Origin of the sequence: Bacillus sp. NPDC057893, assembly GCF_042796455.1 — a bacterium.
Lineage (GTDB): Bacteria > Bacillota > Bacilli > Bacillales > Bacillaceae_G > Bacillus_A.
In genome coordinates, this window is sequence record NZ_JBHVNG010000001.1 from 1,184,349 (window position 1) to 1,199,121 (window position 14,773).

Consider the following 14,773-nt stretch of genomic DNA (forward strand, 5'->3'; position numbering starts at 1 on the left):
TTTGAAAAAACTAACGGTTTTTACCCCTACATATAATAGAGCGTATTGTCTTCAGGGGTGTTATGAAAGCTTGAAGCAGCAAACGTGTAAAGATTTTATATGGCTTATTATAGATGATGGATCTGATGATAATACAAAGGAGTTAGTGCATTCTTGGATTTCTGAAGATTACATAGACATCCGGTATTATTGGCAACCAAATCAAGGGATGCATGGTGCCCATAATACAGCTTATGAAATGATTGATACAGAACTCAATGTATGTATTGATTCAGATGATTCAATGCCCAGTGATGCCGTAGAGAAAATCATTAATTTTTGGAATAAAAATGGAAATGAACAGGTAAGTGGGATAATCGCTCTTGATTTATATAAAGATGAGAAAGTAATTGGTTCAAAGTTACCATTACATCTTAACCGTTCTACACTTTTTAATCTCTACAATAGACATGGTGTAACTGGAGATAAGAAATTAGTATATCGTACAGAACTAACAAAGAAGTATCCATATCCGATTTTTAAAAATGAGAAGTATGTAGGTTTGGCATATAAATATTATATGTTGGATCAGAAATATGAGATGTTACTGATGAATGAAGCTCTTTGCTATGTTGAATATCTGTCTGACGGTTCTTCGATGAATATGTTAAATCAGTATCGTAAGAATCCAAAAGGTTTTGCTTTTTATCGTAAGGAACTGATGAAGCTACCATTTACAAATAGGTTATTTAAATATAGGCAAGCTGTACATTATGTATCAAGTAGCTTTATGGTAAGAAATATAAGATTTATAAAAGAGTCACCATGCAAAGTGCTTACACTTTGCGCACTGCCATTTGGAGTTATCCTTTATAGTTATATAACAGTAAAAACAAGAGTGAAAGCAAATATATAGAAATCTATTTGGTAGTTAAATGAGAGGGAATAACAATGACTATACTTTGGATGAATCTTTTTATAGTATTCATACTCGCATTTTTTGCAAGGTATTTTGCTATGCCGGTAACTACAGGAATTGTGATGTTAAAGCCGAATCGATTATTGATTTTAATGGCTACTACCTCTCTTGTATTAATATCTGGTTTTAGAAATAATATTGGTGATACGTATTTTTATATGCATGCTTTTAAAGTTACTGATTTCAATTGGGGGTATATTCAAAGTAGTAAGGATGTTGGGTTTAGTATTTTACAAATGATATTAAAAGTGTATACGGATGATCCCCAATTTCTAATTTTTATAACAGCGTTAATAACAAATATATTAATAGTAGCAGTTCTATATAAATATTCAAAAATGATTGAGTTAAGTTTATATGTATATATAGCATCGGGGATGTACTTAGTTTCAATGAATGGAGTGAGACAGTATTTAACAGCAGCTATTATTTTTGCTGCAACAAAATATATTTTAGATGGGAATTGGAAAAAATATTTTTTAATAGTTCTATTTGCATCTACTTTTCATCAAAGTGCTCTTGTATTGATTCCTATTTATTTTGTAGTCCGAAGAAAAGCTTGGTCGACAATAACATTTATACTACTATTTTTTGCGGTGCTTATTGTAATAGGATTTAATCAATTTGCAGAAGTTTTCTTTGCAACTATAGGGGATACACAATATGGTCACTATAAGGATTTTCAAGAAGGTGGGGCTAATATTCTTAGGGTTGCGGTAGATGCAACACCACTCATCCTCGCTTTTATTGGAAGGCATAGATTACGAGAGATTTTTCCGGAGAGTGATTATATCGTAAATATGGCGTTATTAGGTCTAGTTTTTATGATTATCTCAACTCAAAATTGGATTTTTGCAAGGTTCTCTATATATTTTGGATTATACCATTTGATATTGATATCGTGGGTTATAAAGTTATTTATTGAAAAAGATCAAAAGTTAATTTACTATGCAGTAATATTATGTTACTTTATTTATTTTGTATATGAACATGTTATTACTTTAGGGATAGTTTATAAGAGTAATTTTTGGGGATAAAATGTATATTTGAAAATCATTCTTAGATGGGAGTAATTTTCAATGTGTAAACTAGAACGACCTAAAAGGGTGTTGCATATCGTTAGTGCGATGGACCGAGGTGGTGCAGAGGCGTTGCTAATGAATGTATATAGGAATGTAGATAGAGAAAAGGTACAATTTGATTTTGTTTCCCATAAAAGTGAAGAATGTGATTATGATAAGGAAATAATTGCATTGGGTGGGAAAATATATCGAATATCTAGCTTAGGACAGGCAGGCCCTCTTTCGTACATTAAAGAGCTTGTTAAGGTAATGTCTAGTAATCAATATGTGGCAGCACATGCACATACTGATTACCAAGGGGGATTTGTTGCTGTTGCTGCCAAAATAGCTGGTATAAAAATAAGAGTTTGTCATTCACATAGTAATAATTGGCCGATAGGATCAGGGATGAAAGGGAAAGTTTTGTTGTTTTTTTTACGAACACTTATTGCTTATGCTGGAACAAATTATTGTGCGTGCAGTGTTGAAGCTGCACGCTTTTTATTTAATGAAAATATTGGTAATACAAAGGTAAAGATAGTGAAAAATGCAATAGATACTAATCAATTTGTTAATGTAGATATACAGGATAGTAATAAAGTAAGAGAAGAATTCAACATACCAGTTGGAGCGAAGGTGATAGGTCATATTGGTCGTTTTTCTGAATCTAAAAATCATATTTTTATGTTAAAGGTGTTCAAAGAGGTATTAAAGTCTGATTCGAAATTTATGCTTGTTTTAGTAGGAGATGGTCCGTTACAGGATTCTATTGAGTTAGAAGCAAAAAGTTTAGGTATCTATGAAAAAATTAGATTTTTGGGGGTAAGAAAAGATATTCCAAGAATTATAAGGATGTTTGATGTTTTTCTTTTTCCATCTTTATTCGAGGGATTCGGTATTGTGGCATTAGAAGCACAATGTGCGGGGGTACCATGCGTAGTAGCAAATACAATAACTAAAAATGTCGATATGGGTTTAGGAATAATATCATTTATTAGTTTAGATGAAAAACTGGAAATATGGTCTGCAGAAATTCATGGAGCTTTATTAAAAGAAAAATTGAATACACAAATAGTAGTTAATAAGATTTCGGAATTAGGTTTTGATATTAAGAATAATATTCCAGATTGGTTAGCATTATATGGAGTAGAGTATAGGGAGTCATAATTAATTGTAAGTATTTATATACGATGAAGGCAAGGCTATTATTATAAAACTTTACAATAAATTGGGTGAGGGATTAGAAAATGAAAAAGAAAAAAATTCTCATTACATCATTTGATATGGCAATTGGTGGAGTAGAAAGAAGTTTAATCGGTTTATTGAATACAATCGATTATAGCAAATATGATGTAGATTTGATGTTATTTAAACACGAAGGAGAGTTTCTTTTTTTGTTGCCTAAAATGCCTAATTTGTTAAAGGAAGTAAAACAATATACTACTTTTAGAAAATCTATCAAGCAAATATTGCAAGAAGGACAAATTACAATTGGATTGACAAGAACCTTGGGGAGAATTTTAGGTGATGCACATGGGAGATATGTAAAAAGTGAAGAAGCTGGATACCTTGTTATTCAATATGGTTGGAGAATAACGTTACCCTTTATACCGAAATTGGAAGAGGAGTATGATGTAGCAATTAGTTTTTTATGGCCACATTATTTTATTGGAGATAAAGTTCGAGCGAAAAGAAAAATTGGTTGGATCCATACGGATTATTCAAATATAAAACTTAATACAGACATGGAGTATAAAATGTGGAGCAAGATGGATAATATCGTAGCGGTTTCAGAAGGATGTAGAGATTCATTTCTTAGTAGTTTACCAAATGTGAATAAAAAGGTTGAAATTATAGAAAATATACTATCTCCTGAGTTCGTGCGTGAGCAAGCTTATCAAGAAGATATTACCGAAGAAATACAGGTGAAATCAGGAAAAGTAAAGCTTGTTACGGTAGGACGGTTATCGTATGCAAAAGGAATAGATCTTGCTATGTATGCATTAAGAGATTTAATAGATCAGGGATATGATATTGAATGGTATGTAGTTGGTTATGGAGCACAAGAAGCTGAACTTAGGAAGTTATTAGCTGAACTTAATCTGGAAAAAAGATTTTTTTTACTGGGTAAAAAAACAAATCCTTATCCATATATAAAAGCATGTGATATATATGTGCAACCGTCTAGGTATGAGGGGAAAGCTGTAACAGTTCGTGAAGCGCAAATTATTGGAAAGCCAGTACTTATTACTAATTTTTCAACTGCTAATAGTCAGGTGCGGGATGGGGTCGATGGAATAGTAACTGAGATGGGGATAAATGGGATAGCTAATGGAATAAAGAAACTTATTGGTGATAAAGAGCTGAGGGAAAAACTGGCGGAAAATACGCTTAAAGGTGAATACGGAAATCGTAATGAAATTGATAAATTATATGCATTATTTTCATAAAGCTAGAATCAATAAATGATGTTTAATATTTTGAGCGCAATAAAAACACTTTAGGGTAGTGATAGTTATGAAAAAAAAAGTTTTATTCGTCATAGATTCGTTACAAAGTGGAGGAGCAGAAAAAAGTTTAGTTTCTTTACTTTCTTTATTGGATTATGAAAAATATGAAGTGGATTTGTTAATGTTTTCTGCTAGTGGATTGTATTTGCCATTACTTCCAAAGCAGGTAAACGTATTAGATGTACCGATAGTTATTAAAAAGCAGGCGGAGAAATTTAAAAATTTAATTAAACATAAATACTTTAAAGAGTTATTTCTTAGAATTGGAGCTTCGATATCTCTTAGAAATCCATACATAAATAATAATTTACATGCAGCTCAAATAGTTTGGAGATGGGTGTCTAAAGGGATGGATAATTTAAAGGGGAAATATGATGTTGCCATAGCTTATAGTCAAGGAATGCCGACATATTTTGTGGCGAATAAGGTTTACGCAAGTAAAAAAATTGCCTGGGTGAATACAGATTATAGGTTAGCTGCATATAATAAAGATTTTGATTTGAACTATTATGAGGAATTTAATGAAATAGTAGCCGTGTCCGATGTTTGTAAGGAAGTATTGATTCAAGAAATTCCTAAAATAGAGTCAAGGATCCAGGTTGTATATGATATTATATCGCCGACTCTAATTAAATCGATGGCAAATGAGGGGCAGGGGTTTAGTGATCAGTTTGAGGGATTACGAATATTAACTATTGGTAGGTTAGTGTATGAAAAAGGGTATGAACTGGCCGTAGAAGCTTGTTATAAATTAAAGCAAAAAGGGTATAAATTTAAGTGGTATGTAATAGGAGAAGGGAATCTTCAAAATAAACTCGAGGAGATGATAAGTAAATATAATTTACACGATACTTTTATACTATTGGGTACTCACAAGAATCCATACCCTTTTATAAAACAAAGTGATATATATGTACAACCGTCAAGGTATGAAGGATATGGATTAGCGATAGCAGAGGCTAGAATATTTCAAAAACCTATAGTAGTAACTGATTTTATAACCGTTCATAACCAAATTAAAAATAGGGAAAATGGCTTAATAGTGAAGATGAATTCGGAAGAAGTGTACGAAGGGATAGAAGAAATTATAGAGGACAATTTACTGAAGAAATATTTGTGTGAGAACTTAAAGAATGAGCAGGTTGGAACGGAAGGGGAACTTAAGAAGGTGTATGCCTTATTAGAAAAATATTAACCTGAGTAAATCTAAGAATCCAAAGCTTATTAATAAGAGCGGGAAAGTGAATCTTTAATCAATGAAGATTGTATTCTATTAAATAGTAGGATAAGGTGATTCGGAGGAAATATGAAGAAGAAAATTATATTTATGGTTATAAATATGAATATAGGCGGTACGGAGAAGGCTTTGCTGAATATGGTTGCAGAAATTCCAAAAGATAAGTATGATATAACAATTTTGATGTTAGAAGAAAAAGGGGATTTTTTGGAGTTTATCCCAGATGAGATACATGTAGAATATTTAACAAATTACGGGGAAATAAAAGAGGTATTAAATAAACCACCACGAGTCGTTATAAGCAGTTTTATTAGACAAGGAAAAGTTATAAAAGCTGTTCAAACAACTTTTTTGTATTTAGTATCAAAAATTATGAAAGAAAGGAGTGTTATTTTTAGATATTGTTTGCGTAATTACACTGTTATAAACAACAACTATGATATTGCAGTTGCTTATGCCGGACCTATGGATTTTATAAGTTATTTTGTTGCAAATAAAATAGAAGCTAGACGAAAGGTTCAATGGATACATTTCGATATTGAAAAGATATATTTTAACAAATACTTTGTAAGTAAAGTATATAAAAAGTTCCAGCATATTTTTGTAGTTTCTGATTTAGGAAGGGAAAAACTTACTCAAACGATGCCAGAATTAATTAATAAGACAGAAACTTTTTTAAACATTATTTCACCTGACATGATAGTAAAGATGGCAAATGAAGGAATCGGATTTTTGGATGATTTTGATGGAGTAAGGGTTCTTACTGTTGGTAGATTGAGTGTAGAAAAAGGACAGGATTTAACAATATCGGTATTAGCTAAGCTTAAAAAAGCTGGCTATAATGTTAGATGGTATTGTATAGGAGATGGAAAGGAAAAAGGAATGTATGAAAAACTCGTAGAAAATTATGGTATTCAAAGTGACTATATATTTTTAGGGGCAATGTCAAATCCATATCCTTTTATGAAGCAATGTGATATATATGTACAACCATCTCGTTATGAGGGATACTGCATAACACTCGCAGAAGCTAGATGCTTTAACAATCCGATTATTAGTACAAATTTTACAGGAGCGAGTGAACAAATAAATCATAACCATAATGGATTAATAGTTCAATTTGACGAGCAGCAAATGTATGATTCTATTGTACAAATATTAGGTGATAAACTGTTGGAAGGACGGTTGAGAAAAAATATAGAAAAAGAAATGGTAGATACGAGGGATGAGTTGGAAAAGTTATATAGAATAGCAGATTCTAGTGTGTAACCTGTTTCATACGGTATTGTTATTATTCTTTTTATAGTATTTCAGGAATATGGAACGTTAGTCGCTATGAATTGTTTTGCGTGCGAAAACATCTTGGAGAGGATGTTTTTTATTTTGCCATAAAATATTTTGATGGTAGAAGGAGATAGTTATGAAAAGAGTGCTATTTATGATAAGTAGTATGAATATAGGCGGTGTAGAAAAATCACTTCTTTCTTTGTTATCTGTTATACCAAAAGAAAAGTATGATGTTACGGTATTGATGTTGGAGAAGAAAGGGGGATTTTTAAAACAATTACCAAGCTGGGTAAAGATAGAAGAAGCAGCTTGGTTTGAAAGTATAAAACCTAAAATTATGCAACCACCAAAGAAAACGATTAAAGAGTACTTTAAAAATAAAAGATATATTAAGGCTTTAAATTTTTTACTATCTTATGTGGTATCTAAAAAATTAAAGGATAGATATGTTTTCTATAAAGAGATTTTTAAAGACATTCCACATAATAAGAATAAATATGATATTGCAATAGCATATCAAGGACCTACAGACATAATTGATTATTATGTAGTAAATAAAGTAACTTCAGAAAAGAAGATTTCTTGGGTACATTTTGATGTTTTTCAACATCAAATTAATACCAAATTATATGAAAAATTATACGATGAGCTAGATAATATATTTGTAGTTTCTAAAGAAGCGCAAAAACATTTAATAGAGAAGTTTCCTATAGTTAAAAGTAAGACAAGTGTCTTTTTTAATATTGTACTTCCGGATTTAATAAACGAAATGGCAAAAGAAAAAATAGAATTTGATAATGGATATAAAGGTATGAAGATAGTAACAGTAGGTAGACTTTCAAAAGAAAAAGGTCAAGACCTTGCAATTAAAGTTTTATCAATGTTACGTAAAGACGGATACGATGTAAGGTGGTACTGTATCGGGGAAGGGGAAAATAGAGCGTATTATGAGACGTTAATAGGTAAGTATAATTTGAAACAGGATTTTCTATTATTAGGATCAGCAAAAAATCCGTATCCATATGTAAATCAATCAGATATATATGTTCAAACTTCTAGACATGAAGGATATTGTCTCACCTTAGCTGAGGCAAAATGTTTAAAAAAACCTATTGTAACAACTAATTTTACTGGAGCATATGAACAAATAAAAAATGGGCATAATGGTTTTATCGTCGAATGGAATGAGGAAGATTTGTATAACAAAATTAAGTATCTTTTAGATCAAAAGATAATACGTAAAAAAATAACGACGAATTTGTTGACGGAAGAATTAAATAATATAGAAAATATTGATAGAGTTTTTGGATGAATTTAAATGAAGGGAGTCAATTATGAATCCTAAAATTAGTATTATAGTACCGGTATACAAGGTTGAACGATACATTCATAAATGTATTGATTCTATATTGGCGCAAACGTTTGAAGATTTTGAATTAATACTTGTTGATGACGGTTCTCCTGATACTTGCGGAGAAATATGTGATAGATATGCAGATAAAGATATGCGGATTAAAGTAATTCATAAAGAGAACGGTGGATTATCTTCTGCGAGAAATGCCGGATTAGAAAATGCAAAGGGAGATTATATAGGGTTTGTGGATAGTGATGATTGGATAGAACCAGATATGTATGAATTATTATATGGTATGTGTGTTGAACAAGGATGTGATATAGCTATTTGTAGTAGTCAAATCCATTACAGTAATAGAATTGTAACTTCAAGTAACCATCCATTTATTATTCACGATAGAAATACTGCAATGAAGACGATGTTAGAAGGGAAATTGTATGATGAAGTCGTTTGGACTAAACTATTTAAAAGAAATTTATTGGAGGATATTAAATTTCCAGTAGGTATGTCATATGAAGATACAGCATTTACGTATAAAGTCATTCATAAGTGTAAAAAAGTATGTTTCATAGGAGAACCTAAATATCATTATATAAAGCGTGATAATAGCATGATGGATCGGGCTGTAAAAGAGCTTAAAATTGACTCAGTCTTAATTTATGATGAAATGTGTAAATTTATGGAGCGATATTATAAGGAGTTATATAGCTTAGTTATATTAAAACTAGGAAATTGTTCGATGGTAGTTTTAAATTTAATATCAATGAGCGGAAGGTTTAATGAACATAAGGTTAAATATTATAAGGTTATTGGTATATTGAATAATTATTTTTATAAAACGATGAGTTTAAAAGAGTATGGGAAAAGTGTAAAGTTCTTATTGTTTGCGACTAAGCTGCATCCATTATTGTATAAATTTTTAATAAACAATTTTGCAAAAAGGGGACAGGTATGAAGAAGTCATTGTTAAAGTTATATTATTTATATATTGGAACGAAGAATAAGGTAACCATTCAATATAACAGGATGATTACCGTGAAAAGGCAGCCTCCAACAGTGAAAACTCTTGATGAAACGCTTGACTATATTATAGGTAATAATTGTTCAGTAAGTAGATTTGGTGATGGTGAATTCGCTCTTATAAATGGAGAAAGTTTAATCTTTCAGCCGTATTCAAAAGAATTAAAGGATAGACTGGATGAAATTATTAAGAGTAATAAGGTGGGGCATTTAGTTTGTATTCCGAATATTTTTAAAGATTTAAATTGGTGCACTGAAAAATCAAGAGTATATTGGAAAAGATATTTAGAGTTAAATCGTAGCAGAATTTATAAGAGTATAAGTATGAATAAAGAATATTATGATGCATTAGTTACAAGGTTATATATAGACCATCAAGATAAGAGTATGGCTGGAATTCGCTTTGATAAAATAAAAGATGTTTGGGATGATAGAGAAGTAATTGTTATTGAAGGGGTGCAAAGTAGATTAGGGGTAGGAAACGATTTTTTTAAAAATGTTAAAACAATTGATAGGATAATATGCCCATCGAAAAATGCTTTTGCGAAGTATAGAGAAATTTTAGAGATAGCAAAGAACCAAAAAAAATCTAAATTAATATTAATTGCACTAGGTCCAACAGCTACGGTATTAGCGTATGATTTATCTTCTTATGGATATCAAACTTTAGATATTGGTCATATCGATGTTGAATATGAATGGTTTTTGAAGAAAGTAACAGAAAAACAGCCTATAAAAAATAAGTATATTGGTGAAGTAGATAATGGAACTAATGTGAATGCAATTAGTGACTTAAAGTATGAGAGTGAAATTATTGCCAGGGTAATATAATTTGATTATTTTGAATTTTTCGAAGAGATATAGTTGATGAAGGGGATTAATCATGCGAACGATGCATTCAATCAAGAACATATCAATAAGTATATTTTCTCAAATAGTTATTGTTATTCTGGGATTTATATCGAGGAAAGTTTTTTTAGATAGTTTAGGAATAGAGTATTTGGGAATAGATGGTTTATTAATTAATGTTTTATCCATGTTAGCGTTAATTGAGGCTGGTATAGGAGCAAGTATAGTATACAATTTGTACAAACCTTTGGCAGAAAATAATCAGCATAAAGTTATAGCCCTTGTTCAATTATATAAAAAAATCTATCAGATTTTGGCAATAATTATTCTAGCGATAAGTGCTATGATATATCCGTTTTTAAGCTATTTAATGAAAGATGGGGAGTCTATATCAAATGTCGCGATAATCTATTCAATATTTGTAGCAAAAAATGTAGTCACATATTTAAATGCTCATAAGAGGTCTTTAATAAATGCGGATCAAAGGGGATATATATTAGCTAGGATGGATCTCATATTCCAAGTGCTAACTACTTTGTTCAAAATATTCATACTTCTTCATACACAAAATTATATATTGTATTTAATTATAGAATTGAGCATATATACAGTTCAAAATGTGGTAAATGGTAGGATCGTGAATAAGAACTATCCTTATATAAACACAAAAAAGAAGTATTCTATAGATAAAGATACGAAAGAAAATCTAATTATAAATGTAAAGGCGATGTTTTTGCATAATATTGGAGGATATATTGTATTTGGCACGGATAATATATTGATTTCTTCTTTTTTAGGTCTTGCTACGGTCGGGATATATTCGAACTATACAATGATAATAAATCAATTATCCGCCTTAGTAAATCCTATATTAAATGGTATTGAAGCAAGTGTAGGAAATTTAATTGCAACTGAGAATAATGACAAAAATTATTCCATATTTAAAGTGACTTATCTAGTGAATTTTTGGATCTTTTCTTTTTGTACCATATTTTTATTTAATCTGTTAGAGCCATTTATAGGGTGGTGGCTTGATAAGAAGTATTTATTAAATAACATAGTTTTTGTAGTGATACTAATAAATTTTTATTTAACAGGGATGCGGACGGCGATAGCTATTTTTAAAAATAAAGCGGGATTATTTGTACAAGATAAGTATATTCCGTTAGTTGAAGCGTTAATCAATTTAAGTTTATCCATTGTATTAGTTAAAATTTTTGGATTGGTAGGTATATTCATAGGCACGGCGATAAGTACAATTGCTACTGTACTTTGGATTCAGCCTTATATTGTATATAAAAATCTTTTTAAGAAATCGGTTTTGAATTATTTTAAAACATATGTATTTTATATATTTTTAACTATAGTTACAGGTTTCATTACTACGAGTATATGTAATTATTTTATAGAAGGAGGTACTTTTATTTCGTTAGTCGGAAAGGGTGTAATTTGCTTATTAGTACCAAATGTAATATACGTTTTAGTTTTTTATAAAAGTACAGAATTTAAATATATAAGGAACATCTTTAGTATGATGTTATCAAAATTTAAAAAGGGACGGGATGTTGCTTAGGTGAAAAAATAAGTATAGATATTATATTGTTTTTAATTAGAAAACGTGAAGAATTAGCCCTAACATAATATTTATATAATGCATAGTATTCTATTAAAGGGATACGTATTTAAGCGGAATATAAAATATTTATCCCCATGTATGGATGTGAGTTGAGATTTTTTAAATAGAGGTCAACTTATATCTTAGATGGAGGTTATATATACCATGGCAAAATTTCAAGTGACATGTGTTTTGAAAGGGAATCTTCCTGTGCTAAGCGAGGGAGAATTTTGTTTTTGTATAGATACCTGTGAGTTATTTATTGGGACGAAAAAAGGAAATATTAAAGTTTCAACAGAGAATAAATTTGAGAGTTTAGTGAGGAAAATCAAAGATAATACATTAGGGGGACTCTATAACCTTAAGTCAAATAAATCACTGATTGGAGAAACAGAATCTGTTAATTTGGTTTCGGGGACTTATTTTCTTGAGTTAGAGAGATGGAATGTTAAAAATGATGGAACGGACGCTGATAATACTTCTAAAGGGATTAATAATGCATTATTATGGGCATCTCAACAAGGGTTTATAGAAGTTGTTTTACCTATGGGAATATATTTAATTGATGAGAATACACCAATTGAACCACAAAGTTTTATGACCTTAAATTTAGGTGGAGCAACTTTGAAAATAAGAGATAATGGATTAGTTAAATATGCAATCGTAAGATATCAAAGAAATCAAAAGTTTTCTCGGATTACAAATGGAAGGATTGAAGGTGATAAAGATACACATGATTATACAACGATTCCTCATACGCATGAATGGGGATATGGAATTGAAGTAGGAAATACGACTCCTATTGAGGGGAGTAATATTAGTTATATTTCGATAGATAATATGGAAATCTTAAATTGTACTGGCGACGGTATAGCGATGGAAAGTACATGGGGACAAATTGGAGAATATGATTTTGCTGGTACATTTGAAGTGGGTGGTATCAGTGATGTCGATGGTACACCAATAGTAGATACTAATAAAATTAGATCGAGCATAAAAATAGATTTGCATCATGAGAGCATTACAAAATGGGGATATTTCGGATTATATGGCGATGGGTATGGTGGAATTGGTTCGGAAATTAATACAGAATTATATGATGTGTTATTTTATAAGGCTGATAATATTTTTGTAGCTGCTACGAAAAGGATAATGTTTTTCGAAGAAGTGAATGTTCCGCAAGGCGCAGATTATGCGAAAATTGTCCTTCATCAAAGTACGATACCTTCGAAAGATGGTTGTAAAATAACCGTTAGAATTCCAGAGTTTGCTAGAAATATATTTGTTGAAAGATGTAGAATACATCATTGTAGAAGACTTGGAATAAGTGTATCTGGAGCAAAATATATTCACATTAGAGATTGTGAAATCTATCAAATGAAAGGTACGGCACCTCAAGGAGCAATAGATATTGAAGATGGATATCGGTTAAATCAATATATAAACATTGAACGTAATAATATATATGATAATCAGGGATATAACATTGTCGTAGTTGGTGGTAGATACATTAATATCATTCAAAATAAATTAATGAATAATTCATTAGTAGTAGGCCAGAATGTAGAGAAAGTTATCATAAATCATAATCACTTAAGAGAAGTAAGTTGTGTTTTAGGTGGGGAAGTAACTTTTGTGAATAATCAAGTGTATGCTACTCGAGTCATAATAGATCAAGGAGATAAAGAAGCGCTTATTGGTAACTGTATTTTCCATAATAGCGCGTTGGTAATGGGAAGAGATAAAGCATATTGCATTCAAGTCAACCAGTGTGAATTTTTTAGTGATCAAGATTTATTTCATTCATTTTCACAGTTAGGTTCAATAATTGGTTTCTCAACAGAACCACAAACTATATCGGATTGTGTTATTAAAGGAAGCGCTGTGGAGGGTACAAGTTTGACAGGTGTATCACCTGGTGTGAAAAATGGATGGAGATTAAGTAATGTTTCTTTTATAGATACGAAACATCCGCAAGGAATCATTGCAAATTTACCACCAGGAGTATATACAGGATGTAATTTTGAGAACAGCGGTACAATATCATTTGCTACAAAAACTCCTCAAGCAGAATATGAGTTTAATGGATGCTCATTTAGTTGGGATGCTTATAATCTGTTTATAGTTGAATCTTCTCAAACGGTAGCCATGCTAAAAGTAAAAAATAGTACTTTTAGAGGGGGAAGATGGGGCTCGGCATTCTTTTTCTGGGACATTGGAGGGAGAATAGAATTTATTAATAATGTATTTGAATACCCTAATTCGGAATCGACAGATAGTATAATTAACTTTTGGAATGAAACGTTTACAAGTGAGTATATGTTAATAGAAAATAATATATTTAGGTCAAATAAGAGTATGATAGGCGTAAATGTAAATCAGATTTCGTCTTCAATTACTTTAATCTTTAAAGATAATATTGTGGACACAGTAGTTATAAAGTTAAGGGATGAGCACATTAAGAAAGATAATTATATTAATGGTGTCTTTGATCCGTATTTTTATAGTGTAACTGAACCGACTGGGGGATTCTTCAGAGTCGGACAAATAATTAAAAATTCGAATCCAGTTGCTGGAGGGTATATAGGTTGGATTTGTCTAAATGAAGGGAATGCTAATAATACAATTTGGGAAAAGGATATAGTATATAAAATGAATGATGTTGTAAATGTTAACGGTAAAGTTTATAAGTGTAAAGTGATGAGCACTAATGGAGTAGCAGAACCTTCACAAGTAGACAGTAGTGCAGAATGGGAATATTTAAGTGAGTTAGCTGTGTTTAAATTATTTGGTAGGATAGCAGAATAGGGAATAATAGTAATGATGGATTGGTATAATTAAACAAAACAAGGGATAACTAAATTTAGTTACCCCTTGTTTTG

General features: G+C 30.7%; 11 protein-coding genes. All 11 read left to right on the plus strand.

The features are described from left to right. The first annotated feature begins 1 nt into the window (after position 1). Positions 2 to 895 carry a glycosyltransferase family 2 protein gene (locus ACFVQC_RS06415; protein WP_377892248.1) on the plus strand — a complete coding sequence of 298 codons (894 nt, stop codon included), beginning with the start codon at positions 2 to 4 and terminating at the stop codon, positions 893 to 895. A gap of 35 nt (positions 896 to 930) precedes the next feature. Beyond that, positions 931 to 1,995, plus strand: coding sequence for an EpsG family protein (locus tag ACFVQC_RS06420; protein WP_377892250.1), 1,065 nt, complete (start codon positions 931 to 933; stop codon positions 1,993 to 1,995). A gap of 42 nt (positions 1,996 to 2,037) precedes the next feature. Next, positions 2,038 to 3,186 carry a glycosyltransferase family 1 protein gene (locus tag ACFVQC_RS06425; RefSeq protein WP_377897727.1) on the plus strand — a complete coding sequence of 383 codons (1,149 nt, stop codon included), beginning with the start codon at positions 2,038 to 2,040 and terminating at the stop codon, positions 3,184 to 3,186. Between the two features lie 80 nt (positions 3,187 to 3,266). Then, the gene (locus tag ACFVQC_RS06430; RefSeq protein ID WP_377892254.1) at positions 3,267 to 4,469 is read left to right on the plus strand and encodes a glycosyltransferase; all 1,203 of its coding nucleotides are present in this window, start codon (positions 3,267 to 3,269) and stop codon (positions 4,467 to 4,469) included. 67 nt (positions 4,470 to 4,536) lie between these two features. Further along, entirely contained in the window at positions 4,537 to 5,724 is a 1,188-nt protein-coding gene (locus ACFVQC_RS06435; RefSeq protein ID WP_377892257.1) for a glycosyltransferase, read from the plus strand. Positions 5,725 to 5,835: 111 nt separating this feature from the next. Next, positions 5,836 to 7,035 carry a glycosyltransferase gene (locus ACFVQC_RS06440; RefSeq protein WP_377897729.1) on the plus strand — a complete coding sequence of 400 codons (1,200 nt, stop codon included), beginning with the start codon at positions 5,836 to 5,838 and terminating at the stop codon, positions 7,033 to 7,035. Between the two features lie 151 nt (positions 7,036 to 7,186). After that, the gene (locus ACFVQC_RS06445) at positions 7,187 to 8,365 is read left to right on the plus strand and encodes a glycosyltransferase (RefSeq protein WP_377897731.1); all 1,179 of its coding nucleotides are present in this window, start codon (positions 7,187 to 7,189) and stop codon (positions 8,363 to 8,365) included. Between the two features lie 22 nt (positions 8,366 to 8,387). After that, positions 8,388 to 9,362 carry a glycosyltransferase family 2 protein gene (locus ACFVQC_RS06450; protein ID WP_377894577.1) on the plus strand — a complete coding sequence of 325 codons (975 nt, stop codon included), beginning with the start codon at positions 8,388 to 8,390 and terminating at the stop codon, positions 9,360 to 9,362. Beyond that, positions 9,359 to 10,258: an SP_1767 family glycosyltransferase gene (locus ACFVQC_RS06455; protein ID WP_377897734.1), complete on the plus strand. Its 900-nt coding sequence runs from the start codon at positions 9,359 to 9,361 to the stop codon at positions 10,256 to 10,258. Before ACFVQC_RS06450 ends, ACFVQC_RS06455 begins: the two co-directional genes overlap by 4 nt. Positions 10,259 to 10,310: 52 nt before the next feature. After that, positions 10,311 to 11,849, plus strand: a complete 1,539-nt coding sequence (locus tag ACFVQC_RS06460; RefSeq protein ID WP_377894581.1) for a lipopolysaccharide biosynthesis protein — start codon at positions 10,311 to 10,313, stop codon at positions 11,847 to 11,849. 207 nt (positions 11,850 to 12,056) lie between these two features. Then, positions 12,057 to 14,699 (plus strand): right-handed parallel beta-helix repeat-containing protein, encoded by a 2,643-nt coding sequence (locus ACFVQC_RS06465; protein WP_377897736.1) that lies wholly within the window; start codon positions 12,057 to 12,059, stop codon positions 14,697 to 14,699. Positions 14,700 to 14,773 lie beyond the last annotated feature (74 nt).

Excerpts from the sequence above, each read along its gene's own strand:
- ACFVQC_RS06420 (WP_377892250.1), top strand. The coding sequence starts at position 931 with ATGACTATACTTTGGATGAATCTTTTTATAGTATTCATACTCGCATTT.
- ACFVQC_RS06425 (WP_377897727.1), top strand. The coding sequence starts at position 2,038 with ATGTGTAAACTAGAACGACCTAAAAGGGTGTTGCATATCGTTAGTGCG.
- ACFVQC_RS06430 (WP_377892254.1), top strand. The coding sequence starts at position 3,267 with ATGAAAAAGAAAAAAATTCTCATTACATCATTTGATATGGCAATTGGT.
- ACFVQC_RS06435 (WP_377892257.1), top strand. The coding sequence starts at position 4,537 with ATGAAAAAAAAAGTTTTATTCGTCATAGATTCGTTACAAAGTGGAGGA.
- ACFVQC_RS06440 (WP_377897729.1), top strand. The coding sequence starts at position 5,836 with ATGAAGAAGAAAATTATATTTATGGTTATAAATATGAATATAGGCGGT.
- ACFVQC_RS06445 (WP_377897731.1), top strand. The coding sequence starts at position 7,187 with ATGAAAAGAGTGCTATTTATGATAAGTAGTATGAATATAGGCGGTGTA.
- ACFVQC_RS06450 (WP_377894577.1), top strand. The coding sequence starts at position 8,388 with ATGAATCCTAAAATTAGTATTATAGTACCGGTATACAAGGTTGAACGA.
- ACFVQC_RS06455 (WP_377897734.1), top strand. The coding sequence starts at position 9,359 with ATGAAGAAGTCATTGTTAAAGTTATATTATTTATATATTGGAACGAAG.
- ACFVQC_RS06460 (WP_377894581.1), top strand. The coding sequence starts at position 10,311 with ATGCGAACGATGCATTCAATCAAGAACATATCAATAAGTATATTTTCT.
- ACFVQC_RS06465 (WP_377897736.1), top strand. The coding sequence starts at position 12,057 with ATGGCAAAATTTCAAGTGACATGTGTTTTGAAAGGGAATCTTCCTGTG.